The organism is Achromobacter sp. HZ34, assembly GCF_002209485.1.
Classification (GTDB): domain Bacteria; phylum Pseudomonadota; class Gammaproteobacteria; order Burkholderiales; family Burkholderiaceae_B; genus Bordetella_C.
Genome location: NZ_NJIX01000006.1, coordinates 426,483 through 452,597 on the forward strand (window position 1 = coordinate 426,483; position 26,115 = coordinate 452,597).

20 protein-coding genes are annotated in these 26,115 nt (G+C 56.8%); 12 read left to right on the forward strand and 8 right to left on the reverse strand.

Annotated features, from left to right (window positions below; translation table 11 throughout):
• Positions 1–47: 47 nt before the first annotated feature.
• Positions 48–1,013, forward strand: a complete 966-nt coding sequence (locus CEY05_RS23960; RefSeq protein ID WP_088599758.1) for a tripartite tricarboxylate transporter substrate binding protein — start codon at positions 48–50, stop codon at positions 1,011–1,013.
• Between the two features lie 186 nt (positions 1,014–1,199).
• The gene (locus CEY05_RS23965; RefSeq protein ID WP_233161686.1) at positions 1,200–1,841 is read left to right on the forward strand and encodes a GntR family transcriptional regulator; all 642 of its coding nucleotides are present in this window, start codon (positions 1,200–1,202) and stop codon (positions 1,839–1,841) included.
• A 44-nt stretch (positions 1,842–1,885) separates the two neighbouring features.
• Here CEY05_RS23965 and CEY05_RS23970 read toward each other — a convergent pair whose 3' ends face one another.
• Complete coding sequence (locus tag CEY05_RS23970; RefSeq protein ID WP_088599760.1) at positions 1,886–3,067, reverse strand: MFS transporter; 1,182 nt, start codon at positions 3,065–3,067, stop codon at positions 1,886–1,888.
• Between the two features lie 126 nt (positions 3,068–3,193).
• On the opposite strand from CEY05_RS23970, the gene CEY05_RS23975 reads away from it, so the two are divergent.
• Together CEY05_RS23975 and CEY05_RS23980 are read left to right on the forward strand one after the other, a co-directional pair.
• Positions 3,194–3,724 (forward strand): helix-turn-helix domain-containing protein, encoded by a 531-nt coding sequence (locus CEY05_RS23975; protein ID WP_088599761.1) that lies wholly within the window; start codon positions 3,194–3,196, stop codon positions 3,722–3,724.
• An 89-nt stretch (positions 3,725–3,813) separates the two neighbouring features.
• A complete protein-coding gene (locus tag CEY05_RS23980) occupies positions 3,814–4,389 on the forward strand; it encodes a YceI family protein (protein WP_088599762.1) in 576 nt (191 codons plus the stop codon).
• A 19-nt stretch (positions 4,390–4,408) separates the two neighbouring features.
• Here the strand turns inward: CEY05_RS23980 and CEY05_RS23985 are convergent, their stop codons facing one another.
• Both CEY05_RS23985 and CEY05_RS23990 read right to left on the reverse strand, forming a co-directional pair.
• Positions 4,409–4,912: a hypothetical protein gene (locus tag CEY05_RS23985; protein ID WP_143220614.1), complete on the reverse strand. Its 504-nt coding sequence runs from the start codon at positions 4,910–4,912 to the stop codon at positions 4,409–4,411.
• Between the two features lie 6 nt (positions 4,913–4,918).
• Positions 4,919–8,362, reverse strand: coding sequence for an acyl-[ACP]--phospholipid O-acyltransferase (locus CEY05_RS23990; RefSeq protein ID WP_198952885.1), 3,444 nt, complete (start codon positions 8,360–8,362; stop codon positions 4,919–4,921).
• Positions 8,363–8,598: 236 nt separating this feature from the next.
• Between CEY05_RS23990 and CEY05_RS23995 the strand changes: the two genes are divergently transcribed.
• The 8 genes from CEY05_RS23995 (at position 8,599) to CEY05_RS24025 (ending at position 19,739) form a co-directional block, all read left to right on the forward strand.
• Positions 8,599–9,201, forward strand: a complete 603-nt coding sequence (locus tag CEY05_RS23995) for a TetR/AcrR family transcriptional regulator (protein WP_088599765.1) — start codon at positions 8,599–8,601, stop codon at positions 9,199–9,201.
• Between the two features lie 340 nt (positions 9,202–9,541).
• Positions 9,542–11,590 carry a TonB-dependent siderophore receptor gene (locus CEY05_RS24000; protein WP_088599859.1) on the forward strand — a complete coding sequence of 683 codons (2,049 nt, stop codon included), beginning with the start codon at positions 9,542–9,544 and terminating at the stop codon, positions 11,588–11,590.
• 174 nt (positions 11,591–11,764) lie between these two features.
• Positions 11,765–12,415 carry an isoprenylcysteine carboxylmethyltransferase family protein gene (locus CEY05_RS24005; RefSeq protein WP_088599766.1) on the forward strand — a complete coding sequence of 217 codons (651 nt, stop codon included), beginning with the start codon at positions 11,765–11,767 and terminating at the stop codon, positions 12,413–12,415.
• 124 nt (positions 12,416–12,539) lie between these two features.
• Positions 12,540–12,785, forward strand: a complete 246-nt coding sequence (locus CEY05_RS24010; protein WP_088599767.1) for a hypothetical protein — start codon at positions 12,540–12,542, stop codon at positions 12,783–12,785.
• A 530-nt stretch (positions 12,786–13,315) separates the two neighbouring features.
• Positions 13,316–13,873 carry a Pycsar system effector family protein gene (locus CEY05_RS31060; protein WP_143220615.1) on the forward strand — a complete coding sequence of 186 codons (558 nt, stop codon included), beginning with the start codon at positions 13,316–13,318 and terminating at the stop codon, positions 13,871–13,873.
• 9 nt (positions 13,874–13,882) lie between these two features.
• Positions 13,883–15,253, forward strand: coding sequence for an adenylate/guanylate cyclase domain-containing protein (locus CEY05_RS24015; protein WP_088599768.1), 1,371 nt, complete (start codon positions 13,883–13,885; stop codon positions 15,251–15,253).
• A gap of 1,116 nt (positions 15,254–16,369) precedes the next feature.
• Positions 16,370–17,833, forward strand: coding sequence for a hypothetical protein (locus CEY05_RS24020; RefSeq protein WP_088599769.1), 1,464 nt, complete (start codon positions 16,370–16,372; stop codon positions 17,831–17,833).
• Between the two features lie 1,273 nt (positions 17,834–19,106).
• Positions 19,107–19,739, forward strand: coding sequence for a hypothetical protein (locus CEY05_RS24025; protein WP_233161687.1), 633 nt, complete (start codon positions 19,107–19,109; stop codon positions 19,737–19,739).
• Between the two features lie 263 nt (positions 19,740–20,002).
• Here the strand turns inward: CEY05_RS24025 and CEY05_RS24030 are convergent, their stop codons facing one another.
• The 5 genes from CEY05_RS24030 to CEY05_RS31070 form a co-directional block, all read right to left on the reverse strand.
• Positions 20,003–21,151 (reverse strand): helix-turn-helix domain-containing protein, encoded by a 1,149-nt coding sequence (locus tag CEY05_RS24030; RefSeq protein ID WP_158219409.1) that lies wholly within the window; start codon positions 21,149–21,151, stop codon positions 20,003–20,005.
• 84 nt (positions 21,152–21,235) lie between these two features.
• A complete protein-coding gene (locus CEY05_RS31065; RefSeq protein WP_143220617.1) occupies positions 21,236–23,083 on the reverse strand; it encodes a hypothetical protein in 1,848 nt (615 codons plus the stop codon).
• A 1-nt stretch (position 23,084) separates the two neighbouring features.
• Positions 23,085–23,636 (reverse strand): ABC-three component system middle component 2, encoded by a 552-nt coding sequence (locus tag CEY05_RS32020; protein WP_369825985.1) that lies wholly within the window; start codon positions 23,634–23,636, stop codon positions 23,085–23,087.
• The gene (locus CEY05_RS24045; protein ID WP_088599772.1) at positions 23,588–24,715 is read right to left on the reverse strand and encodes an ABC-three component system protein; all 1,128 of its coding nucleotides are present in this window, start codon (positions 24,713–24,715) and stop codon (positions 23,588–23,590) included. Before CEY05_RS24045 ends, CEY05_RS32020 begins: the two co-directional genes overlap by 49 nt.
• A 501-nt stretch (positions 24,716–25,216) precedes the next feature.
• Entirely contained in the window at positions 25,217–25,885 is a 669-nt protein-coding gene (locus CEY05_RS31070; RefSeq protein WP_143220619.1) for a DUF6538 domain-containing protein, read from the reverse strand.
• Between the last annotated feature and the right edge of the window lie 230 nt (positions 25,886–26,115).

The following is a 26,115-nucleotide window of genomic DNA, read 5'->3' on the forward strand; positions in this document are numbered from 1 at the left end:
GCGGCGTCGCCGGCAAAAATCAAAACCTATAAATCAGGAGACAACCAATGATCAAGACACTACGGAAGGCGGTACTGCTTATCGCCTGTGCAATGTTGCCGCTCTGGTATGGCCAGGTTCGTGCAGAGCAGCCGATCCGCCTCATGGTGGGATTCCCCCCAGGCGGCACGACGGATGTCATCGCACGGCTGGTCGCGCAGCGGATGGCGGAGCGGCTGAAGACGTCCATCGTGGTCGAGAACCGCGGTGGCGCCAGCGGCAACCTGGCGGCGTCCATGGTGGCCAAGGCGGACGCCGACGGCAAGACCCTGCTGTTCGCGCCGAGCAGTCACGCCACCAATGCGTCGCTCTACAACAATCAGCCCTTCGACACCGTAAAGAGCTTCCGAGCCGTCGGGCTGGTGGCGGTGACGCCATATGTGCTGGTGGTCAATCCCAAGATCGCGGCTCAAAATCTGCATGACTTCGTTGCGTATCTCAAGCAGAACCCGGGCAAAGTGGAGTTCGCCTCGGCCAGCCCTGGGACGGGGCAACACCTGGCGGCCGAGCTGTTCAAGATCGAGGCCGGCGTGGACATCATGCACGTCCCGTACAAGGGCAGCGCGGCGGCTTTGCCCGATCTGATCGGCGGACGCGTGCCGATGATGTTCGACAATATTGCCGTGATGCTGCCGCATATCAAGGATGGAACGCTGCGGCCGCTCGCCATCACGTCGAAGACGCGATCTAAGTTCCTGCCGGATACGCCTACCGTTGCGGAAAGCGGGTATCCGAACTTCGAGGTGCTCGGCTGGTTCGCGTTATTGGCGCCGGCCGGTACACCGGACAAGATCGTCAGCGCATACAGCGATGCCTTGAAGAAGGTCTCCGCCGATCCGGACTTCGTCGCCCAGCTCGGGCAACTGGGCGGTGAAGTGGTCGCGCGCAGTCCGGCCGAGACCGACGCTTTCATTGCCGCGGAGGTGGCCAAGTGGGGCAAGGTGATCCACTCGGCCAATATTCAAATCAATTGAGCATGGCGGCATCATGGTGTGCAAAGCGTGGCCCGCTGAACCCGGGCGATATACTAGCGCACCATTATTCCAATGATGCCGGCACCACGCCGCCGCCCCGTATTCCTTCCTATGACGCGAACATCAAAGCTGGTTGAGGACGACGTGCTTCCATTGGGACGCAGGTCCAAATCCCTATCTGAACAGATGGCCAATCAGGTGGAGTTGTCCATACAGAACGGGGTGGTCGGGCCCGGGGAGCGCTTGAAAGAGGAAACGCTGGCTGACCGCTATGCCGTCAGCCGCACGACGGTGCGTGAAGCCATCGGTGTGCTGGAGCGCCGGGGACTGGTCGAGCGGGTGCCCCGGTTTGGCGCCCGCGTCCGCGAAATCGACGCCAGCGGCATCGAGGAAATTTTCTGCATCCGCGCGCAACTGCTAGGACTGGCGGCACGGCGTGTTGCACAGTCGCGCGACGAGGCCACGTTGGCGCAGTTGCGACGGCAGATCGAGCGTCTGCGCCAGATGGCCGATAAATCGTCCACTTCTCCCGCTGTCTACGCCAGGACGTCGATCGAAACGCAGCAATTGCTGATCAACGCCGTCGGCTGGAAGCAATTGCCCGCGATGTACGAAGGCTTGGGCAATCAGGTGCTTTGGAAGATCTCTGTGCGAGGCCGCTCGCTCAGCTTCCAGACACCGCAGCGGCGCAGTGAATCTGCGGGCGATTGGCAGAGACTGCTGGACGCTGTCGAGGCTGGCGAGCCCGCTGCCGCGGAGGAGAGCGCCAAGCAGTTGCTCGCCGCTTCGTTCCGTGCCGTGCAGGAGCGCCTGGGCGACATCGCCTGAGCGCTTGTCCGGAACCCGGGCCGCGTGGCGCGCCCGGGCTCTGGTCACACAGAAGCCGGTATCGGCGCGGGATGCGCCCTGTGCACGGCCGCAATGCGACGTGCCGCGAGTTCGGCCAGGATGAACGAGGCCGCCAGCAGCGCGGTTGCCACGTAGGTCAGGTAGTGCACACCCAAGGTGCCGATCGCGCCCGCGCCGATGACGCCCGCCGCCGACACGCCGATGTAGGTACACGCCGTGTTCAGACCCAAAAGTACCGGAGCGATGCTGGGCGCCAACGTGACCAGCCGATGTTGCTGCGGCACCAGCAGCCCCCAACCGGCACCCCCCCACAACGCGATGGCCAGCGCCGCCGTCCAGGGATTGTCGGCGGTCCAGGGGAGCAGGGCGATGTCGATGACGAGCACCGTCAACATCGTCAACAACACCTTGCGCGAGCCCACCCTGTCGATCAGGCGGCCGGCGATCAGGTTGGTGGCGGTGCCCGCCGCGCCCCAGATGACCAGCAGCACGCCCAGTGTGACGGTGCTGCCGCCTATGGCTTGATTGAAGACGACGGAAAAATAGGTGTAGACGGTGAAGATGCCGCTCATCGCGATCAGCGTGGTGATCAGGGTCAGGCCGACGCGGCGGTCAGCCAGCGGGGCCAGCCGTTGGCGCAAGGTCACGGCCGGCGGCAGCGGCAGTTCCGGCAGCAGCGTCCAGACACCGATGCCGGCCACCGCGCCCAGCAGGGAAACGAAGGCCATGGTCCAGCGCCAGTCTCCCAGGCCGCCGATCAAGGCACCGATGGGGGATCCCAGTGCCGTGGCGGCGGTCAGGCCCGCAATGATGATGGACAGCGCATAGCCCCGGCGTTGCGGCGGCACCAGCATGGTGCCCGCGCCGGTGGCGGTGGGAGAAAACATGGCAGCGCCCAGGCCGGCGAGCACCCGCGTCAGCAGCGCCACGCCCAGGGTTGGCGCCAATGCCGTGGCCAGGTTGGCCAGTACGAACAGGGATAGTCCGGCCAGCATCAGCCGCTTGCGCGGGACGGCGGCCGCCAGGGCGGCGATGGTCGGTGCCAGCAGGGCGTAGGTGATGGCGTAGGCGGTGGTCATCTGCCCGGCAGCGCCGATGCTCACCCCGTAGGCGTGGGCAAGCTGGGGCAGGATGCCGGCCACGACGAAACTGTCGGTGCCCAAGGCAAACATGCCCAGGGCGAGGATGAGAAGGCGGCGGTCCATGAAAGAGATCCTTTGTGCTTGCGCACAGGAAGTTGCGTGACGAAACTATATCGATTAGAGTTTCGTGAAGCAACTATATCGTCATGGAAAGTTGTGTCATGAAACCTTGAGTGGTAAAAAAGCGCCATGTACCGAAAACGCTTCACTGGCATGAATTGCTCGATCGCCCGCGCCCTCGAAGAGGTTGGCGAGTGGTGGAGCCTGCTCATCGTGCGCGAATGCGCCCAGGGCACGACGCGCTTCGACGAGTTCCAGAGTCATCTGGGCATCGCCCGCAACGTCCTGACTTCGCGCTTCGAGCGGCTGATCGAATTGGGCATCGTCGAACGCTTCCCTTTGGAAGGACGGGCGAATACCGAGGGCTACCGGCTGACGCCCAAGGGCGAGGCGCTGTTCCCGGTCCTGGTGACATTGAAGCAGTGGGGCGACGACTGGTTGGACGAGACGTGCAGGCAGCGTCTGGAACTGGTGGAAGACGGGACTGGCCGGCCGGTGGAGAGAATCACCGTGCATGCCGGGGACGGGCCTGCCTTGTCGCTCCGTGACATCCGGTATGTCCCTGGGCCGGGTGCGACGGATGCCACCCTGGAATTGATACAGCGCCGCAACCAGCGCGTGCTGGGCGAGCCGCCTGGTCGGGAAACTGAAGACGAATAGCCTTGCGGGCTTGCGTTAATCTACGAGTCAGTTTGGCGCGGCGCGGCTCCGCGACCGCGGGACGGACTGATTGGTAGATGGGAGCCAAAATGAAGAAGTTGTATGCCAGCCTGCTGGGCGCGTTCGCCATGACCACGTTTGCGCATGCCGAGCCGGTCACTTACCAACTGGACCCGGATCATACGTATCCCAGCTTCGAAGCCGACCACTTCAACGGCGCATCCATCTGGCGCGGAAAGTTCAAGAAAACCAGCGGCACCGTGGTGCTCGATGAAAAAGCCGGCAAGGGCAGCATAGACGTCACCATCGACATGGCGTCTGTCGACATCGGCCACGACGAACTGGACAAGCATCTGCGTTCGGACATGTTCTTCGACGTCGCCAAGTTCCCCACGGCCACATTCAAAAGCCAGGATGTCAGCTTCAAGGACGGCAAACCGGTCAGCGCACGCGGCGAATTCACCCTGCACGGTGTGACGCATCCCTTGACGCTGGATATCCTGTCCTTCAAGTGCTACGAGAATCCAATATTGAAGAAGGAAGTCTGCGGCACGGAATCGACCGGGCATTTCGACCGCGACGCCTATGGCGTGGGGTTTGGCAAGGAATACGGTTTCAAGACGGACACCGTGTTGCACATCCAGGCAGAGGGGCTGCGCCAGTAGGCGGTTTCATAGACCCGTCCTACAAACAGGAAACCCCGAGTATTTCCAGGTCTTCCACCCTGGGATCGAAGCGGCTGGCGCTTACCGTGACGGTATCGTCGATCTGCTTTTGCCCGTTGCTGAGGCGGGCGGAGAAAAGATAGCGCCGGTCCAACGCGATCCGGCCTCCGTTCAGCAGTTCCGTATAGTTGACCTTGTACTTGATCGTCGTTTCGCAGGCGACGAAGGGGCAATGATCCATCTGCACGGCGAAGCGGAACTGGTATTTGGCCGGCTCCAGCTGCGTCGACTGGACCAGGGCAGCATCGCAAATGGCGGCGACGCAGCAGGTAGTCATCAAGGAAAGCCCGGACACCGCCGAAAGTCTCGCCCACGTCGCTGCCTTCATGATTGCGTTTTCCTTGAACGGCGGGATTGCCGTTACGGAATCTAACGGGGAGTGTGCTGTAAGCCCATCCTCCATTTCGACGATGCTTTTGCCCGGGACCATGCGGATCCCGGGCTTTTCCGACAATGGCGGCAAGGCGCTTTACGCTTCCTCGGCCTCCGTTTCCTCGGCGTCGGCCAGGGCCGGCGCCTGCGCCGCCATGGCGGACATCGTGACGTAGTCGACCTTGCCGGTACCCAGGACGGGCAGGCGGTCCAGCACACGGATGTCGCGCGGGGTCATCAACTCCGTTGCGCCGTGGGCGCGGCCCCATTGCTGCAAGGCCTTGGCGGTGGCCTCGGGCGCCGTGGTGAACAGCACCAGGGTTTCGCCTTTCTTGGGATCGGGACGGGTGACCACGGCGTGTTCAAAACCCGGCCAGCACGCGGTGGCATTGTTTTCGACGGCGGGCAGGCTGATCATTTCGCCACCGATCTTGGCAAAACGCTTGGCGCGGCCGCGAATGGTGATGAAGCCCGCGCTGTCCAGGCTGACGATATCGCCGGTGTCATGCCAACCGTCGACTGGCGGTTTCAAGACGCCCGGTGCATCGGCCAACATATAGCCCGCCATGACATTGGGACCGCGCACGAACAGCCGCTGTCCTTCATCGATGCCCGGAACCGCTTCCAGCCGCGTCTCGATACCGGGCAGCAGACGTCCGACCGTTCCCACGCGGAAATGCATGGGCGTATTCACCGCGATCACCGGCGCGCATTCGGTGGCGCCGTAACCTTCCAGGATGCGCAGGCCGAATTTTTCGGCATAGGCCTTATGGGTTTCCGCGCGCACCTTCTCGGCGCCGGCGAAGATATAGCGCACCGAATAGAAGTCGTAGCCATGTGCCATGCGCGCATAGCCCGCCAGGAAGGTGTCGGTGCCGAACAGCACGGTGGCGTTGGCGTCATAAGCCAGCGCCGGCACCATGCTGTAATGCAGCGGGCTGGGATACATCACGGTGCGTATGCCGTTGAGCAGCGGCAGCAGCGTGCCGCCGGTCAGGCCGAAACTGTGGAAAATGGGCAGCGCGTTCAAGATGACATCGCTGGCGTTGTAGTCGACCCGGGACGCAAGTTGGGCGCAGTTCGACAGCAGGTTGCGGTGCGACAGCACGACGGCTTTGGGGGTGCCTTCCGAACCGGAAGTGAACAGGATCGCCGCCGGCGCATCGGGACTGATCGCCAGTTTTGCGTGGCGCGCGGCGGCGCGGCGTGCCGTCAACATCGCCCACGTTTTCTCGATGCCGCCGATGCTGGCGGCCAGATCTTCCAGCCACATCACCCGCACGCCGTCGCTTTCCAGCGCGGCAACCGTTTCGCCCAGGTTGGCCTGTTCGACGAAGGCGCGCGCGGTGACCAGGGTGCGTATCCGCGCCGTGGTGCACGCCGACCGCATATTGGTCAGGCCGGCGGTGAAATTGAGCATGGCCGGCACCCGGCCGCTCGCCTGCGCGCCGAAGAAGGCGACGACCGCGCCGTTGATGTTCGGCAGCAGGATGCCCACCGCCTCGCCTGCCTGGGTGTGTGCCGCCAGGCGCTTGCCCAGGAGTTGCGCGCCGACGATAAGGCGGTCGTAGGTCAAGGGCTTGCGCTTGACGTCTTCCAGGACCTTCGCCTTGCCGCCATGGACGACCCGCGCTTCGCACAGCGCGTCGAACAAGGTGGTACGGGTGCCCGAGGTCGAGAACAGCATGTCGCTCATCTCGTCATAGAGGCGGCGGCCGGCGGCTTCGCGGTGTTGGCGCGCGGTCAGCCCTTCCTCTATCTGGAAGCGGCGCGGCGACAGCACGGTCAGCGTCACCTTGGGGAACCAGCGCGACCGCACCTTGCCCTTCAGGTAGCTGAACGGCGTGTATTGGGGGCCGTCCAGGCGCACGGGAATGATGGCCGCGTCGGCCTTGTCGGCGACCAGGCCGGGGCCATCGAATACCTTCATCAGCGCACCGGTGACGGTGATGCGTCCTTCCGGGAAGATCACCAGCGTATTGCCTTCGCGCACGGTCTTGATCATCGCCTTGGTCGACATCGGATTGGTCGGGTCGACGGGAAAGGCCTTGAACAATTTAAGGAAGGGCTTGATCCACCAGGATTGGGCGATGGTGGTGTTGACCGCGAAGGTCGGCTTGCCGGGCAGGAAGGCGCCCAGCAGCAGGCCATCGAGCAATGAAATATGGTTGACCACGACGACGGCGCGTTCGCCCGGTCGCGGCATGTTTTCCAGCCCTTTGACCTCCACGCGGTAGATCACCCGCAGGATCAGGCGCACCACGTCCTTGAACAGGGTCTCCGGCAGCAGCCAGATGGAGACCACGGCAACGACCAGCGTGGCGCAGCCCAGCACGCCGATAATGCCTGGAATGTCGACGTTGGCCGCCAGCAGTCCAGCGACCACGAGCACGGCGACGACGGTGACGCCGGCGTTGACGATGTTATTCGCGGCCACGACGCGCGAGCATTCCTCCGGCGGGCTCATGACCTGCATGATGGCGTAGAGAGGCACGACGAACATGCCGCCGGCAAAGGCGACGACGGCCAGGTCCACCAGTATGCGGATAGCGCCGGACGTCGCCAGGAACTGTCCCACCGTGGCGTTGGTGGTCTGCGCCACGAAGCCGCTGGTGGAGAGCCACAAGTCGATGAGGCCCAGCGCCATCGCCAGCGCCGAAATCGGCACGTAGCGAGCGGAAACCTCGCCTTTCTGCAGGCGGTTGACGACGATGGAGCCGGCCGCGATCGCCAGCGAAAAGACGATCAGGAAGATAGTCGCCACGTCTTGCGAGCTAGCCAGCCTGTCCGAGACCAGCGGCGCGAATTGCGAGACCAGGACCGCGCCGGCCGCGAACAGCCAGCTGATGCCCAGGATGGCCAGCCACACGCCACGGGTGCGCCGCGCGATGGACAGTATTTCCCAGGTGCTCTTGAAAATGTTCCAGTCGATAGGCGGGTGCGTGCCGATGGGCGGGGCCTTGGGGACGGCCAGGCTGGCGACGAAGCCCAGCGCGGCCAGGGCGATCAGCACGATGCCCGCGTCATGGATGGAGATGACCCCGGCCAGCAATTGCCCGGCGAGGATGGCGAGGAAGGTACCCGCCTCGATCAGGCCGGTACCGCCCATGATCTCGTTTTCCGCCAGTTGTTGCGGCAGTATCGAATACTTGACCGGGCCGAACAGGGTGGAGTGCAGGCCCATGCAGAACAGGGCCGTCAGCAGCAGCGGCACGGACAGCAGCCAGAAACCGGCCAGCGCCAGTACCATGATCGCAATCTCGGCGGCCTTGATCCAGCGGATCAGGCGGGCCTTGTCGTAGCGGTCGGCCAATTGTCCGGCCAGCGCGGAGAACAGGAAGTAGGGCAGAATGAACAACCCGGTGGCGACCGTGGCCAGCATCTTGGCGCGTGCCGGGTCGGCGGCATACAGACCGAAGTTGGCCAGGAACAGCAGGGCGTACTTCAACAGATTGTCGTTGAAGGCCCCCAGGAACTGGACGACGAAGAGCGGGCCGAGACGGCGTTTGGCTAGCAACGAGAAATGGGGGGAGGGGGACATTTTGCTCTCTTCCTCAAGACGGCAAGGGCGTATTGTGTGCTTCCGGGATCTCTGCTGGGAGACGCCGATTCTGAGTTGCGGAGTGCATGGTGGCATGAAATTGATCAGTGTTCAATAAAATTTTGATCGGTGATCAATAAATTATTGGACAGTGTTCAATTTTCTCTTTATCTTGTGGGAATGGGTGGCCGCGTCTTTTTATCTGGCGCCCGTTTTTACCCTGTCTTGCCTGTCCTATGAGCCGCCGATCCGACCACACCCGCGAAGAACTTGCCGAACTGATCGTCGCCGAGGGGCACGCCTTGTTGTCCGAAGTCGGCTTCGCCAGGTTTTCGGCGCGCGAGGTGGCCAAGCGCATCGGGTATTCGGTCGGCACGCTTTACAACGTCTTTGGCAACTACGATGGCCTGATATTGGCCATCAACGGCCGGACCTTGGACTTGTGGCGGGCGGCGCTGGAAGCGAAGCTGGACGGAGCGAAAGCAGCGGCGCCATTGGACCGACTGGAGCAGGCCGTCGCGGTTTACTTCGATTTCGCGGCCAGCCATCGGCACGCCTGGGCTGCTTTATATGACTTCCGCCTGCCGGCCGACGTCGCGTTGCCGGCGTTCTATGCGGACAAGCTGGCCGGTGTGATCGATATCCTGATCGAGGAAGTCATCGCTGCGCTGCCCGACACACGCAAGTCCGAAGGGGCGAACCTGGCCCGCTCGGTGTTCGCCACCGTGCACGGACATTGTTTCTTTGCCTTGAACGGCACCTTCGATCTGCTGGGTGAAGCCGATCCCCTTGGCGCAGCCATTGCCCGGACCCGCGAGGCGATTGCCGGCGGAGGGTGAGAGCGACCCGGTGGTTGACGAGGCGTATGACTGGACGGTTTACCGGGCGTTCGACGTCAGGGGCCCTGCACGTGATGCAGCCAGCGCGGTGCCAGCCAGCCGAACAGGGCGCAAGGTTCGGGGCCCGCTACGCTATTCATTTGAGTTGATAGTCAACCGGCCCCGCGCCGAGCTGCTTGGACCGTCATCTGTGCATTCGACACATCGGGTTGTGAGACTTCCCACCTGATCTACCCCTGTGGTGAAAATGTCGCAATGTGGAAACAGAATGTTTGTGCATGAGAATAGGTTCTATTACCATTCGGTCCAGTTTCCTTTCATTTTTATGAAACCCGATCTCATGCGCACCTACCTTACCGCCCTCAACGCGGCCATCCTGGGGGCCTTTGGCCTGAATTGCTCCGTCCATGCCCAGCAAGCGCCTGCCGCTGCTCCCGTGCAGGAGATGAGCGCAGTGACCGTAGTCGGGACGGTGGACGCCTTGCAAAGCCTGGACTTCCTGTCTCCCGGCTCGAACTTCACCATCAGCCAGGATTCCATCCAGGAAAAGGGCGCGCGCAGGCTGGATCAGGCTTTGCAATACCAGGCCGGTATCGTCAGCGAGCCCTTTGGCGGCGACAACAAGGTCGACTGGTTCAAGATCCGCGGCTTCGACGCTTCGACGTCGCTGGACGGTACTCCCACGACGCCCAACGGCTTTTTCGTGTGGAAACCCGAGATATTTGGCGTCGAGTCGGTGGAAGTGGTGAAGGGCGCCGATTCGAGCATCTTTGGCGCATCGGCGGTGGGTGGCGTGGTCAACCTGGTCACCAAGCGGCCGCACAAGGAAGAAGCCTTGAGCCTGGGCGCCGAGGTGGGTACCAATAGCCGGCGTGGCCTCAGCGTCGACTACAACGGCATCGCCAACGAAAGCGGATCCGTGTACTACCGCGTCGTCGGACTGGCGCGCGAGGAAGATGGGCAGCAGCGCCATACCGATATGCAGACTTTCTACCTGGCGCCCAGCGTCACGGTGGATTTCAGCGACCGTACTTCCCTGACGCTGCTGACCAGCATCCAACGTGAAAACGGCACGCCGACCAACGGCTTCATGCCCGCCTACGGTTCCCTGATCGATACGCCCTATGGCCATATCGGTCGGACCACCAACCTGGGTGAACCGTATTCGGATTACCTGCGGCGCACGCAGGTCAGCGCCGGTTGGCTGTTCCGCCACGAATTCGCCGATGGTTGGGAGTTCACGCAGAACTACAAGTTCACGCGCCTGGACATCGACCAGCAGAACACGTTTGCCTACGGTTCGGACGGCAACCGCCAGGCGTTGCGTGGGTATAGCTATACCAATGGCGACACCAACAACAACTACATCGATAACCGCGTCAAGGGCAAGATCAGCTGGGGCAGCGTCGAGTGGATCCCCACGATTGGCTTCGACTACCTGCATTCCAAGACGGATGGGGACAATAACGGCTTCGGCTTCGTTCCGAATATCGATATGTTCAACCCCGTCTATGGCCAGCCTTTCGACGTCAGCGGGACGCCTTATAACCTGAAGACCAGGCAGCTTGGCGCGTATTTCAATTCGCAGGTGAAAGTGGGCAGCAACTGGCTGTTCACTGGCGGCATCCGCCACGACAAGGCCGAGGGTGACAGCTTGTCGTCCGGCACGAATGCCGATTACGACGTCAGCCACAACAGCCATAATTTTGGCGCCATGTACATCAGCGACTATGGCGTGTCGCCTTACTTCAACTACACCGAATCGTTCCAGCCGATCGCGGGTTCGGATGGTTATGGCCAAGGCTACAAGCCGTATGAAGGCAAGCAGCGTGAAGTGGGTCTGAAGTTCAATCCGGATTGGCTCAACGGCACCGTGACCTTGGCGTATTTCGATCTGGAAGAGAAGAATGCGCTGGCGGCGGATTCGACCAACATCCAGACGCAGATCGGCAAGCGCAAGAACCAGGGCATCGAGTTGTCCACGGATCTGCGCCTCGGCAAGGCGACCAACCTGAAGCTGGCCTATACGCACAACCATGCGCACCAGGACGTGAGTTCCGACCAGACGGTGCGTGTACCCCTGATCCCGAAGAACCAGGCCAGCGCCTGGGTCAGCCATCGCCTGACGCTGCCCAGCTCGCAAGCCCTGACGTTGGCAGCCGGCATTCGCTATAACGGCTCCACCGTGGATGAAACCTACTACCCGGACGAAAAGGTCGGCAGTTTCACCCTGATCGACCTGATGGGTCTGTACGAGATCAACCGCAACTGGTCGGTGCAGCTGAACGTTCGCAACCTGACCGACAAGAACTACATCAGCGGTTGCGACTTCTATTGCTACTACGGCCGTGGCCGCACCGTGGATATGCAGGTGAAGTACCAGTTCTGATCCGGCGCCTCGGATAGGAAAAGCCTCTGACGCGCGTCAGGGGCTTTTTTGCTTTGAATTCCCTGTATCGATCCGCGCGCACGCGGTTTGGACGGCCGGCCAGGCGGTTGACGAAAATTCCACAAACCTTACCGCACACTTCCAGAGGAATTCTTATAGGAAAGGATCAGGGAATTGATAGTCAACAAGACTGCTCAGCCGACCGGTACAGTGAGCGCAAGACTTGAACGCATCCAGAACGCCCGCCGGCTCTCTCTCTGGATCGTGGGAGTACTCACGGCGATTGCCGCGCTTTTCTTCCAGTCCACCTGGGACATCGACGGCAGCGTGCATCACAACATCGAAGTGGTCGGGATGCTCATGATCTTCGTTGCGATACTCGGTCGTGGCTGGTGTTCACTTTACCTGGGCGGCAACAAGAACCGCGAACTGATAGCGCTTGGGCCTTATTCGATTTCCAGGAATCCCTTGTACGTGTTTTCGTTGCTCGGCGCGTTCGGCATCGGGGCGCAATCGGGTAGCGTCGCGTTGGCGTTTGCTCTAGGCGTGGTCGTGTTCGCGGTATTCAGCCTGGTAATCCGCCACGAGGAATCCGTGCTGAAGCGAAAATTCCCCGATACATTCGCGGAGTACTGCCGTAGTACTCCGCGGTTTGGGCCCCGCTTCGGCAACTGGCGCAACACGGCGAGACTGACCATCTCGCTGGAAGCTTGGGAGAAGACGGTGCGCGAGGCGCTGTTGTTCCTCCTGGCCATTCCGATATTGGAATCCATCGAGGCGCTGCAGGCTCACGACGTTCTGGCGGTATTGCTTCGTCTTCCCTGAAACAAAGCGCCCGCCGCCGGCCGTCTACGCATATCGTCTTTTCTCCAGGTGAATCCCTCCCTCCATTTCGATGGCGAATGCTTCCAATGGGTTGGTGAGGCTTAATTTACGATCAAGGCATCGATTGCGCACGCGTGTCAGGGATATTCATATCGACCTCACGGTGTTGCCGATCCTCTCTGTCCTGGAGCAGCAGTGCGGCGTGCCCCTGATCGGTGCCAATTACCGGGTAGAGGCATCGTCCGCGGACGCCATCACGGCCACGGCGCTGCGTATCGCGCGCCCGACCAGTGAGTCCATCAACGGTCCGAAATTTCCCCACCAAGACGACAAAAAGCCCGCCGGTAAGGGCGGGCTTTCCGCAAGCTAAGCGCTTGATTTATCTGGCGGAGAGGGTGGGATTCCCTATCTTAGCGAAAAGCTATGACTTTTCCTGGCTAGATTTACCACTTCTACACAACTAGGTGTAGCTGCGTAGTGTAGAAGAGGTGACTTCAAGCTTAGCACACGCTGTCTCCGGGCGCCTGCCGAAGCGGCTGTTATTGCGACAGGAATTAGGCCAGTTTCTGTTGGGGCTTGCGACTGTCGTGGCAATGCACAGAGCAAAACGTGGAGGCATCGTTCATGGTCGGCTCGAGCAACCAAGCTCGCAGCGGTTTCCTTTGAGGTGATAAAGACACTGATTCCGTCTGTCTTGGTTGTTTGTGTTGAGACTTGCCTGGCGGCTGAGCCTCTCCCAATGGTTTGACGGGCACGCGGGCATTGCCAGGGTTTCAATATCTCGTCATAATTATTGCCATATGTAAATTACAGTGCGAATGGCGCTTCGGAGCATGCTTAAGTGCTGCGATGTATTAATAAAATTTTTGCTCCAACGCAAAATAGTCGAGGTGTTGAGTCGTGGAAGACGCTGCTATTGCATTGAAACGGGCTGAGAGCCAACAAAAGCTTTTGTTTGAAATAATAAAGCGGTACGACGGATACATTGCCGCGGCGAATGCTAAGGTTGCAGTCATTTTGTCGTACTCAATGGCATATATCGGTGGTGTCGTATTTAAGGTGATAGATTTATCTGCCAAAAGAACACATGATGATATTTGGTGGGCCGCTCTAATTTTGGCTGCCCTGTCAATTGCCTCCACGTTCTATGCGGCGTCGCTTGCCTACGCTGCGTTAAACCCTCAGACGCCCCCAGGACGCGCTCAGCATGAGCAGCCGTCTATAGTTTTCTTTGGTGATGTAGCGAGTCTGGAAGGAGGGAGGGACGGCTACGTCAGTCGAATTAATACTATTTCTGAGGCTGAGATAGTGGATGACCTTGCATGCCAAGCGTTTGTGTTGGCAAGCATAGTATCTAAAAAAATGATGTCGTTGAAAAAATCAATTGCCACTCTGGTAAAAGCGCAATTGCCACTAAGTCTTGCGACCATACTGCTTCTATGCTTGACACTTCCCTAAGGCGTGGCCATGTCTAAAGAAGATTTGTTTCGCTCTAGTTTTGATTATCTTTATGAAAAGCAGAGTAAAAAATCCAGAACTATTACCGCATCGGATTCGGGCAGCCTATCGCTAGAGAGTCTGCAGAAATCAGCAAATGCTCAAGGGGGTGGGAGGCATCAAGGTTTCGATTTGGCGTTGGATGTGGGTGAGTACGCAATTCAAGCGCCGATACGTGATTGGTTTGGAAAGGCTGGACTTAATGAAGGAAGTATTGGTGCGCACCCTGATTTTCAGTGGATTGAAGGAACTGATGAAACCAGGCTGCATTATATAACAACGGTTTTTATAGACATCAAGAATTCAACCCGGCTCTCATTTCTTTATGACCTTGAAAAGGTTAGGGTAATAAAAAATAGCATTTTACGGGCTGCCTCTGAAACTGTTCGTGCGTTAGATGGGCATGTTCATAGGTTTATGGGCGATGCGCTAATGGCGTATTTTGGAGGGAGTGGACAAGACCGAGAAAGTACTTGCATGGCAGCGGTGAACTGCGCTGCTATGTTGCGTCTATTGATGAAGGAAGCCATTGTCCCCGGTCTTGTTCGGCAAGGCTGCGATGCTAGCGACATAGGATTCCGAATAGGCATCGACTATGGTGGTGATGACCAAGTCCTTTGGTCCTCATACGGGTATACGGCCGTCTCCGAGGTCACGGCCACGTCTTTTTACGTAGATGTGGCTGCTAAATTGCAGTCAATGGCATCTAAGGATAAGACGATGCTAGGTCACAACCTTGTTAGCTATTTAGACCTCTCCGACGCATTTACTGCCATAAAAACGGAGCTTCAAAATGGGGAGCCTGTGAATGTTCCTTATTTGAGGCCAAATTACCAGCTCGCGGATGGCACGACTCTAAACTACAAGATTCATGAATTAGATATCGATAAGTTTGCAAAAATATTGCCGATTCCTCTCGGTATGAGGCAGAGCTTGGCGTCTGGGCTTAAGTCCAGGCCGGGGATTGAATTCAAAGCGTTTGTTGAAACAAAGCATGGCTTAACACCTTACCCGTCTGTCGCTTGGTGTGTGGATAAAGATTCCGAGTTGCACTTTGAGGTTTCCATAGCTCCTCATGCTCTCGACGGACTGCGTGCGCCACTGAATTGTTTGTGGATTAGAAAAAACTACGGAGCAGAGGCAGAGAATGCAAGCATGACTGCGGATGAGCGCAATACATTTGATGTTCAACAGAGCACGAGTGCGCGAGGTGGTTTGCCTAAGAAGTACCGTTGGTCTCGCGATGCTTCATTTCGTGGCATCCATACTATGGAGGTGAAGATATCTGATGGCAACGGCACCGTCGTGTTCTCTGACGTCATAGGTGTTCATATCCGCTGACTGCAATAATGCGTACAGTCAGCAGGGGCTCAACTGCTCTTGGGGCATCGGACCGTGACGTTTGCGGTTTACGCAGAAATGCTGTCATAAATTCCGTCGCATGCGTCCGTACTGCGCATCAATGACCTGCTTTTTGCTTCTCGCTAGCAAAGAAGTCCAGTTTGGCTTGTTCGTTGCCCAGCGTCGTAGTGGAGATGAAAGCCATGTTCGGAAACCTAGGCAGTCGTTCCGCGTCGGCGCGAGGAAGCGCTTTAACGGTGCAACCTTCGCGCTCCAGCTTTGTAAAGCAGGTCTACAACTTTCAGGAGCGCTGGCCCATTTGGTGGTGTCAGGGCCGCGGATTTCTACGTGAGATGCCGGGCATCTAGCGCTGCTTGCATGCGGCTTTTCACACGTTGCTGCGGCACTGGGCGCATTTTGAGCAAGTCCTCTGCATCTTGCAGCATCAGACTAGGGGGCTTAGCTGCTGTCCAGGTAGCTGAGTCCAACTCCCACGCGACTTGCTGTATCCCCCATTCCTGTTCGGCGTATGCGGACACGCCACCGTAGAATCCCGCGAAAAGGGCGGATTTTCCGAAAAAAATCTTTTTAAGTGATTGTTATCTATGAATTTTTCTAAGGTGGCAGTTTCGCATAGGGTGTGGAACTACGAAGGCTCCCTCGGCTGTTCTGCACATGCATTTATCAAGAATGGCCCCCGGAATTGGGCGAGCCCATTGTTGACTCACCCGAACGGCATTTCGGAGAACAATTAAGGGGGCTTTGCTCACCCGAACGGCATTGGGGAGAACAATTAAGGGGGCTTTGCTTGCCCAAACGGCAGTGCGGGAAACAATTAAGGACCTTCGCGTCGGGGCGACGGCCGACATGACGAAACGATGGCCTGCGAGCCTGGAGGTCGGGGGAGGAGGCGAGTTGTCGTGCAATTGTTGACCACGCGGTGGTTCTTCGGCTTGCGCCTTTGGTCGCCATTGGGGAAGTGGGCTACGTGCGCATACCATCAGGCCTTTGACTCCCGTTGTAGCGATTGCTATTCCTCCAGAGTGTAGGCCTACTTTCTTTCGGTGAGCCCTCTGGTGGGGCAATCTACATCGCGAAAACTTGGAGATATATTTCATGGCCGGGTCGAGCGCCAAGCTCCCGGAAGCCTCTTTCGAGGCTATCAGGGCACTGATTCCCAATGTTCTGCACGACGTCAAGTCGTATGAGCTTCCTCGGGTGTGCATGCATCTGGGCATTCAGGCGTCCGTTGCTCCAGATGACGAGGCAGAGGCGCACTCCAGCAAAAGGTCCTATGTTCTAGCGAGAATTGCCGACTTGAGCGCGGATGGCCTAGTCGAGCTTGCAGGCAAGGTACTTTGCGAATATCCGAGCGAAGACCTTCGGGAGGCGCTAGTGGAGTTAACTGAGCATAGTCGGCATCGAGTGAGCAAGCTTGTTCGTTGCGACGTCCTTAAGGTCCTGAACCGGTTTGACTCGCTGTTCGGTGATTCGTCCGTCATGGAATGCCTGGAAGAAGTGTTTGGCATTGCAGCGTTACAGGAGAGGGACTCGTTGCGGCTTGGCAACTCGAGCGTCAGGGCGCAGATAGAGCAGCACTACATTCGTCACCCGGATTTGTCCAATGAGGAGATGCTCATTCAATGCGGTGCCTTGACGTGCACTCAGTTTCGCTTCTTCGCGCTACTCGAGAAAATTGTCCATCCTATGACCCGCCGCGACGCGGAGCAGGCTACGCTGGCCGGGGCTATTAGTGACGCCTTGAAGCGAGACGGTTTTGTGCTGAAGCAAGCTGCGGTCGAATCCGGATATCCTATCTACAGAGTTATTCGTGCTGAGGCCGGCGTCGCCGGCGCGATGAAGAACCTAATTTTTGCATCGACTGGTGAGAAACCTGAACTGGTCATTCGTGACGCATTGAACAACGACGTCGAAATCACGAAGCACGCCGACAAAGTGCTGGTGTACGACCGGCCGCTTCCGAGCTCGGGCATGCTGCTGTGGAATGACCTCCGCGACTGGTACGCTGAGACTCAAGCGGTAGACCCAGCCGAGGGCTCGAAGATGTTGTACGGGCGCCTGCGGCAATCCGTCATCGGCGCTAATTCCCCCGGGGAGTATGCAATTTTTCGTGGCTATTACGACCGATTTGCCAAATTGCTTGGTGATAGGTTGCCTGCTTTAGTCCCCCAGGTCTACCTACACTATGACCCATATACACTCCGCGAGCGAGGCGATGAGAAATTCTTGGCGCGGCAGCGTATGGACTTCCTTCTCATGCTTGAGCACGGCGTTCGCATCGTCATCGAGATAGATGGGCGTCACCATTACGGAGTGCTAGACAGGCGCTCTCCACAGAATTACATCGCGAACGCGAAACTCTACGCCGAGATGGCGATAGAGGACCGCCGGCTGAGGCTGATGGGCTACGAGGTGTACCGCTTTGGTGGATACGAGTTCCGGGACGTGAATCTCTCTGAGAAACCCCATGTCGGTCCCGAAGCAGAGCAGCGTGTTGCTGAGTTCTTTGATAGATTGTTTGCACGGCACGGGGTTCGGCAGGCGTTGTTTCCGCGATGAGCGGGAAAGCCGTGCAGAGCAGACCCGTAGCCTAGTGTCTCGCGAGACTTCTGCGAGAATCCATCTGGTAGATGGGGATAACCCCCCAAAGAATTGGGGGGCGAGATTCGAAGGTTTCCTCCTATTGACGCTGTTTGTCCACATGGCGCGCGAGTGTTCCAGGCCGCCTTGTCCGTTCCACGTTTTGCTGACCCATTGCCGCCAAGCGATGGGCTTTTCGCTGTCGGTGCCGCCAAGCACTTCCAGCTATCGACTTGCAGTGAGCCGCCAAGCTCAAATCCCCTTGCGGGGCACACACATTTCAACCGCTGGCAGTTTTCGAGTGCGTTTGCACGCTCGCTTCAGACTCGACTGATTAGGTCTTGTCTGTCGCTCAGACTCTACTATCCGCCTCTCCCTCTCTTGCGCCGTCCCAGGTGCCACCCTGGTCAATTGGCCGTCAGAGATTCCCACGTTAGTTCATCGTGTCAGACTCACGATTTGAGATATGGAGCCTCAGGTTCAAGGAGTCGCATACGCTTCACGGCTGTCGCCGCTTTCGCCCTACGATGTTCCATAGCATCGGGTTACCGTCCCGAACCTTCATCAGCTCATCACGCCACAGGGGCGCATATCCAAGGGTCTTTACTCGGATGCCAGACTCTCACTGGCAATTACAGGCTTAAGCTATCTAGAGACCCACGCATTTCCGCGTGGTGCCGAGCAGTCCAGGTTTCCCCTCGTGCCCCTGCCGCATTTCTGCGACCTCATCAGCCTACCTGCCGAGACTGGGTTGTGCCGTTCATTTCCGAACACCCCCCAATGCAGATTCACACTGCTTCACGCTGAACAGGGTTCGTCTGTGTTGCCACAGCTCCCGTTTCCGTGTCGCCCAACGTCGCCGGCAAACAAGCTACCTGGCCCGTTATGCGTCGGAGTGGGTCGAAGCAATGGTGTCCCATTGCAGCGCCCGTTGCAGCCCTACCAGCCCCCATTAAGAGGCATAGAGCTACGGCGGTTTTCGAAGGCTTGGCGAGCCTTCGCGTGGGGTCTCCCCCGTGTGTGTTTGCAAGTTGGCGGTCCTGCGTTGTGCACCCTGCGGGAAGGTGCACAACGCAGAACTGCCTGATGTAAATCGCGTGAGCTTCAGCTCCGCGCATTGTGTTCCTATGAGCGTATAGCCCGAGCTTCGCTCGGAACATCTATTTGTCTCACCTGCATAGAACAACAGCAAAGCGAATCACACGCACTGCGCGCGCTATACGAAGGTAAGAATATTTTTTGGAAGCCTTCCATGCGTGCACCTACAACCCCATTGGCCCGCACTACAGCGGCTGCGCTCGCCCGCGTTCTTGACTGCATCCCGCGGGGCTACACCCGGTACACCTCCGGAACCGTTGCGGCCTCCAAACTGGGTGCCCTGGTCAGCAAGTTTCATAACCTCTACGGAGTCGCTGCATCCGCTGCTCAGCGCATCACCAGAAAGAAGAACGGGAAGGCCAATGCCGTGCTCGCTGTGTTCTTCCCCGATGGCGCTGAATATGTCTCCTGGTTGATGCTCTTCACAGATGGCGAGCTGGGTGCCCATGAGGCGCTACGAAGCGTCTCTGAAAAGCCACGACTCAGGTGGTTGGGCTACGAGCTCACTCGGTACAACTACAAGGGCGGCGTGCGATGGACTTGGCGTCGAGAGCCGGGGCAGATGCAGGACCTGTACATCCTGCTAGACGACCAACTACGGCGAAGACGATGGGATGCAGTCAAGTCGACACTCGAGCGGGTGGCGGCGCAGCCGGGATTTCATGGGGTTCGGGGGCAGTCCTGGCGCCTCTGCCAAGAAGCGCGCACTCGGGGGTACCCAGAAGAGCTCCCGTTCCTGTTCTACATCCAGAAGATTGGCCATGGGAAGCGAATTGCCATTGCATAGCGCAATTATTGTCAGCCCGAGGCTACGCACACAAGGTGTCTTGTACAGTGGGTAATGTAACGCAAAACTACGTAATTCGTAGATTTGTGAGTGAGGTTTTGCGGGCAATGCAACAGTCGTGCTCTGAAGACTGACTTATGAGTGGACGTTGCGCACTGCTATGATGAACACAGGCGTACACGCGCCTTCGTTGAGGAAAAGGGCACAAGCCCAAAGCCCATAGCTTCGCGATGCAATGGCCGCAACTCCGGAGTTACTAGCTCTTATGCATGAGCCCGCCACTCTCCGCCTGCGTCGAAATTGATTGAGCCTTGCATTCCTGCAGCTTGCCATACCAGGTCAAACATGGGTTTCAACGCCATTAGCGGGGGCTCATTCCCGGAAATTAGCACTTCAGGCAGGATGACCGTTTTTCGGTCGAAAAAGCCCTGGCTCATGTCGACATTCCAGTTGAACCGGTTAAATGAAAGCTCGACTCGGTCGGCATCCAAAAGTGACATCAGAATCGCCATTTCTGGGTCATATCCCGCATAGATAAGCTCGGTACGAATTCTTGTCACAAAGTCAGCAGCGTATTTTTCGTACGCGACACCAGGAAGGAATGTCTCCCCACCGCGCGACGGAAGGGTATAAACAGCTTCAACAAATCCATCTCTAAAGAGCTGAGTGTATCCGTGGGTTAGACCTTCAGAGTTTGTATTTCTGACGCCGAGCGCACCGTCGATATTTATTCGAGGATGCCCAGGATGCTCCACTCCGAGACACGGGATTTGTCGCGTGAAATCGAGATAAGGGAGTGGGTTCAGGCTTCCTATGCCAAGGGCGGCTTGTGTGGGTATCACATGAAGCACCCATTTGGGACCCGGTATTAATCGGCAGGGAAGCTCGCCCGTGAGAATCCTGCCGAGACGTTGGGTCCGGAAATCACGAATTCTCTGGGCTTGGCTTTCTGTGCGGAGAAAGAGCCCGCGTAGCTCGGGGACATCGACTTCTCGCTTTCGATTTCCTTCTCTGATGTAGAACTTGAAGTTCGACTTCACACGATGTGGCCCGGCCCAGCTTTGAGGTACTCGGATGACGAAGACTGTCCCGGCCACGCCACCATCCGTTACTGGAACGGGCTGCACTTGCATCCCAGGGATTCTCTGTTCGATGCCTGTCATGAGCAGGTCGGCGATGCGTAGAGTGGTTTCGTCGGAATTGTCCTGCAATGGAACCAACGCAGTCGCCCTACCTTCGTCGTCTTCTTCCATCCCATAAATCAGGTCGCCGCCGCCGGCATTTGCGAATGCAGATACGTCAGCAAATAGCTCATGCTTCGCACCGCCATCCCATGCAGTGGGCAGTTGCCGCTTGAGGTCTAGGTTTGGTCCTTCCTGCGTTTGCTCGGAGATGAGTTGTTCGAGATGCACTTGGGAAGTATCGCTTAGCTTTGACGGTAATGGCATGGAAAAGTCCGGCTGCTAGTTGGGCGCAAAGGTGCCTAATACTATTGACTAAATAGTAGGAATGAGACCGACGCGCTGGCCTCCCACGGCGTGCTCGCCTGCAAACCACTCGTAGTGAATTTTCTTCGCCACATCGCTAGGCGGCTCTTTGTTCTCAATAATTATTATCTGAATATCCTTGGGTATATCGACTAAAGATTTCCAGAATGCCATTTCTACGTCTGATTCTATTTCTCCGAGTTGGCCGGTTATGCTTTGCGATTTCTTCTTCATGTAGCTTGTTAATGGCGAGTCGATTATGACAAATCCAGGATGAGGATATCCTTCGGCTGCGCAATACTTGAGTAGGCCAATCGCAAAAGCCGAGTAAAGGATGGCTCGAACACCTTTACCGTGTGAGTGTCGAGGTTTGCCTCCAACCAATATGTCAAATTTCTTTTCATCGAATTCAACTGTTCTATTTCCCTTCCAGTTCCAGTCGTTTAGCACGTTTTCAACATGAGCACAGAGTTTTCTCAGGTTCTCTGTTGGGAGGGCAGACCATTCGCGCTTAGGAGCAGCGCTGCGTCCAAGCTGGTCTGAAATCTCCTGACGAAGAGCTATAAAGTTGTCGAGCCGCTCCATATCATTTTGGTAAGCCTCGCGTTCCGTGCGTTCTGAAATGAGTTTGTTGAGCCGTTGAAGCTCATCTTCAATTCCTAAAGATATGGAAAGCTTGTATTTCAAATCTATGGAATTCTGCTCTCGCTCAAGTTGCTGCTTTTCCCGAAGGAATTTGGTGCGATGAGAATTTAAGTCTGCTATTGCGTTGTCTAAGCTCTCTCCAAGGGTTCGAATCTTGGTGGCTTCTGCTACAGCAGAATCTCTAATTAAACCAAAACCTTCTTGATGTGTAAGAGCGTGCTCGGGAGTTATGAGTTGGTCGCATATAGGGCAGGCGACATCTTGAAGCTCATTTAAATAAAAAGCACCTTCTGTGATGAAATCGAGACGATTAAGGTCCGATTTGTACCGTTGCTTTAATAAATCGTACCTAGATAGAAGCTGCTCCGAGCCCAATATTTGGGACTCCACTTTTATGGCGCGGTTCGCGTTTTCTAGCGAGTCCTGATGGTAAATGTCCCGAAGTTCGCTGACGCGCTCGAGCTCAGCCTCCAAGGTCTTTATAGCTCTATCCAGAGCTTCATCGTCGAAATGCTCGTCAGCCTCGCCAAGTCCTCGAAGCCTCTTCTTCTCTAATGGTTCGATAAGGAGCGCGATTAAGTCGAGCTTCGCTCTGAGACCAGCCTTTGCAATTTCATCGCTTTCAGTCGCCTGGACCGCACTGTCGTCGGTGTTCGACAGCAAGTATGAAAAAGCCCGCTTTCTTGGCGTAAAGTCAAAGTCTTTCTTTCCCGTTACCGGGGAGTAAATGTTAATTACCGAGACTTCATCAATCAGAAACAAAAGCGAAAGAGTTCTAATTGTGAGGCGCTGAGTGTGCCCATCAACATTTTTACGCAGTCGCGCTTCTTTCATCCCTGCGAAGGGGAGAAGTATTGAGGATACGTCTGGTTTTGTGCTCTTCCCGGTTCGATAGGCCTGAATAAAGTCGCCGGCCTCTGCTATGTTGTCGATACCTTTTCTGTGTACTTGAAGAGAATTCTCTCCGCGCTTGCGCGCTAGTGTTAAACGCTCTCCCGATAGGTTTTTAAATTCTACAAGAAATATATTGTATTCCGCGCCGGCATCTTCTGTTGCCAAGTCCTTAGCGCCAAGTACGTAGTCAACATACGTAATGATATGACTCTTCCCGGTGTCCGACTCTCCCGCGAGTACATTTGCACCACTCTCGAAAACAACTTCGGCATCTTTAACTCCATGGCCACGGAGTAGTATTTTTGAAATCTGAAGCATTTTAGAGTTCCAGGGAGTCCATGGCGGTCAGGTTTTCAAATTCTGCACCCCATTCGCCAATGCGTTTTGCCATAAAATCATTGAGCTGGTCATCAGTGGTTCCAGAAAAATGCTGGCTCACCCACCTTGCCCTGTCCTGTAAGTGCTTGCAATATGGCGTTTTTAGAAGCTTTATGAATGCTTGTGTGAGGGGTGTGGATTTATAAAAGAAACCTTTGTTTGAGAACTCTACTTCGATGAGTTCTTTGGATAGCATCCGATGAAGCCCTGCTTGAAGAATCTCCCGCCGAACTAGGAATTCTCCGCTCCGATGTGGAACTGCGGGGTGTAAGCTCATAGGACCGCTTGGAACATCACCCGAGTGCACGAGAAAATAGTCGTAGGAGATTAGTCGCTGTAAATCAAGAGCGCATGGGCTCGCACTAAGTATGAATAGCGCGCGTAGCCCACACTCTAATGGCGAGTTATAGGGTCTTTTGTATGGCACTCTTTCAATACTTGGCGTCACGGCTTGCACCAGTCGATATGTCCAATATTGGCAAGCTGATGGCACATTCCTTCACGGTCATTTGCATTGACGTGCGGAGTGAGTGGATGCGCAGCTAGGGCAAGGCTCTGTGCGCCTTTCACTGTCTGGTGCAGGCGACCGAGCGGGCTTCCTGTCGGGTCAGCGTACCAATGATAAAGTCCGCCAGAAAACTCTTCTAAGAGAGTGTCAAAGTACTGCGAATTGCTCATGTTGTCCCTGGCTAATTCGCGCAGCCCCTCTGCACTGTAGAAAGTTAGGCGGGAACGCTTGAACAGCCTTTGGTGGCTAGAGTGTTCATCAAAATCTGCCTCTTTAATTATTGTTCTTTTCAAATCGAAGGCAATGGCATTGTAGAGGCATTGAATATATTTGGATTCGCTAGCGGCTGCCGTAGAGGGCGGGCTTGGGGGTGGCGCACGTTCAATCAGAGGTAGGCCGAATACCGTTAGATGAAATCGGGTCTTCGAATGTTCTTCTATCAGTTCATGCGGTTGCTTTGCATGGAAAATTTTGAAATCAAAATTATTTACATAGTCTAGAAATTCGCCTGTTAATTCGATGGGCGGGTCTTTTCGAACCTTGGTTTTGTAGTCATCCCATGTGGCAATAATTTCATTCCTTAGTTTTTTGCCATCATCGAGCAGGTCTTGGAGCGGGCCGGTAACCCCTTTGTGTGTGACGAAATGATAACTAAGCGGGATGGGGTAATCACCCCTATGCGTATAGAAAAGTAGTTTTGCGATTTCGACGCCGGCCGAGCCTAGCCCAAGTTTATCCTGCCACCGTTTGCACTGATAAAAGCGACTTCGCCTGGGCGCTATTCCTGGGGCATCTAGCCAAACAATCACATCTCTTCCTTTGTCCCCAGCTCCTCCGCGAGCTTGAACTTCGTAAATGTCATCCTGCTTTGCGAGGAAATCACAGGCCCACTCCAACGTAAACCGCTCAAACTCGTCCGGGCTGAATCCTGCCAAGCGGTCTAATGGCTTTATGGGTAGCCCTAAGCCGTGGCCCAAAAGTCGAGCATTGGCACCGGGCCAGGGCGTTGGGGCTGGTAGGCAATCCAGTTCGAGGCGCTGTGCTAGTTGAGATTTGGTAGTCATAGAAGAATCTGATGATTTTGCCGAAGTGTAACGCCTTCCGAGGCTTTATAAATGGGCAGTTTCCCGTAGGCGCCTTAGCATTATTGTTGCCAGCTTATTTCACCTAGCGGCCGCAAAGTTTGACAGCGAGCTATCACTCGGGTCTTGTTAGTCGGTATTGAGCTGGCTTTGCTTCGGGCTTTGCACTTTGGGCACAGCTTGCTTCATTGCACTCGCAGTTAGTGTGAAGGCGGTCTTGCTATTGAATGGTTGGTCCCCTTACTGATTTCCCCGATTTTCAGCTTGGCGAGCTCCGACGGGGAAATCCCCCTTTGGCGGCAGGCATCTTTCCAGCGAGAGGAAGCTGCTGGATGGCTTCGAAGAAGTGTTCGAAGTCGGATTGCCTCAGTGTTCCAATCGGCTTGTCACCGACCAGAGACACTAGCAGGGGCATGACTGTCTGGACTTTGCGCAGCATCGCGCTGTGCTCGAGCTTTTCGTAGTACTCAAGGTAGGCCTTCGTCACCTCTGACAGGCGAGGGGTCTCGGCGAACTGCGCGGCGACCGGCGTCGCGACCCTTTGCCCGTTGAAGCGCTGAAGAAGGCTCTCGTTGGTGCGGATGAGCGTGTGCCCGAACTCGAGGAGTAGGGCGTCCATCTGGCGGTGGAAGAATGATTGATTTCGTAGCGGTAGAAGCGCAGGAACTCATCAAGGGGTTGCTGCAGCATCTTGATGTCGTTGGTGGCCGTTGCGTCTTTGAGCGTCTGCAAGACCTCGGCATATCCTTGCCGATACTCGTGAACGTCTTCAAGGTCGTAGCCTGAGTTGGTGCGCCTGCGCTCGTCACCCGCCAAGCTGGCGGATTGATAGTGCGAGCAAATGCTCGAGATGGCAGGGGCCGTCAGGTCGTCGATGCGGATTGGCGGCCAACCCTGTTGGGCTGCAGTGGCTTTAGCCTGCTGCCGGAACTCGCGTGCCATCTTCTGTCGACGCAGTTGCCACTCACGAGTCAACTCGGCTTCACCTTGCCGGTGTCGCTCAAGCGCCGTGCGGTAGTCCTTGGTCTTCAGGGAATGAATCACCTCTTTCTTGCCTGGGTAGCAAGTCAGTAGGTCGGTCGGAATGCGCCTACGAAGGTAGTAGGTTCCGGATTTTGAGTGGCGCTGAAGGCCTGTGGGCAGGACTGGCATGGGTCGTGACTCTTCCAAAATTCCTGGTATAGGAAAAAGAAAAAGTCATGACCTAAGCTCTGGCCGATGTGTAGAGGCTTTGTGTAGAACGCGGTGTCAAAAACACCCTGCGTTCTACTGAATTCTTGAGAATTCAAAAGCCTACAAAAATTTGGCGGAGAGGGTGTCATTCCTATCGGAATCGCAAGCCATTGAAGATGATGGGTTTTCTAAAAAAACGAAAGCCGAGA

What these genes read in the sequence shown, in the direction of transcription:
- CEY05_RS31070 (WP_143220619.1), bottom strand. Translation starts at nt 25,885, where the DNA reads ATGCCAGTCCTGCCCACAGGCCTTCAGCGCCACTCAAAATCCGGAACC.
- CEY05_RS24000 (WP_088599859.1), top strand. Translation starts at nt 9,542, where the DNA reads ATGCGCACCTACCTTACCGCCCTCAACGCGGCCATCCTGGGGGCCTTT.
- CEY05_RS23970 (WP_088599760.1), bottom strand. Translation starts at nt 3,067, where the DNA reads ATGGACCGCCGCCTTCTCATCCTCGCCCTGGGCATGTTTGCCTTGGGC.
- CEY05_RS23975 (WP_088599761.1), top strand. Translation starts at nt 3,194, where the DNA reads ATGTACCGAAAACGCTTCACTGGCATGAATTGCTCGATCGCCCGCGCC.
- CEY05_RS23960 (WP_088599758.1), top strand. Translation starts at nt 48, where the DNA reads ATGATCAAGACACTACGGAAGGCGGTACTGCTTATCGCCTGTGCAATG.
- CEY05_RS24025 (WP_233161687.1), top strand. Translation starts at nt 19,107, where the DNA reads ATGCGTGCACCTACAACCCCATTGGCCCGCACTACAGCGGCTGCGCTC.
- CEY05_RS31065 (WP_143220617.1), bottom strand. Translation starts at nt 23,083, where the DNA reads ATGCTTCAGATTTCAAAAATACTACTCCGTGGCCATGGAGTTAAAGAT.
- CEY05_RS23990 (WP_198952885.1), bottom strand. Translation starts at nt 8,362, where the DNA reads ATGTCCCCCTCCCCCCATTTCTCGTTGCTAGCCAAACGCCGTCTCGGC.
- CEY05_RS24045 (WP_088599772.1), bottom strand. Translation starts at nt 24,715, where the DNA reads ATGACTACCAAATCTCAACTAGCACAGCGCCTCGAACTGGATTGCCTA.
- CEY05_RS23980 (WP_088599762.1), top strand. Translation starts at nt 3,814, where the DNA reads ATGAAGAAGTTGTATGCCAGCCTGCTGGGCGCGTTCGCCATGACCACG.
- CEY05_RS24015 (WP_088599768.1), top strand. Translation starts at nt 13,883, where the DNA reads ATGTCTAAAGAAGATTTGTTTCGCTCTAGTTTTGATTATCTTTATGAA.
- CEY05_RS23965 (WP_233161686.1), top strand. Translation starts at nt 1,200, where the DNA reads ATGGCCAATCAGGTGGAGTTGTCCATACAGAACGGGGTGGTCGGGCCC.
- CEY05_RS23995 (WP_088599765.1), top strand. Translation starts at nt 8,599, where the DNA reads ATGAGCCGCCGATCCGACCACACCCGCGAAGAACTTGCCGAACTGATC.
- CEY05_RS24020 (WP_088599769.1), top strand. Translation starts at nt 16,370, where the DNA reads ATGGCCGGGTCGAGCGCCAAGCTCCCGGAAGCCTCTTTCGAGGCTATC.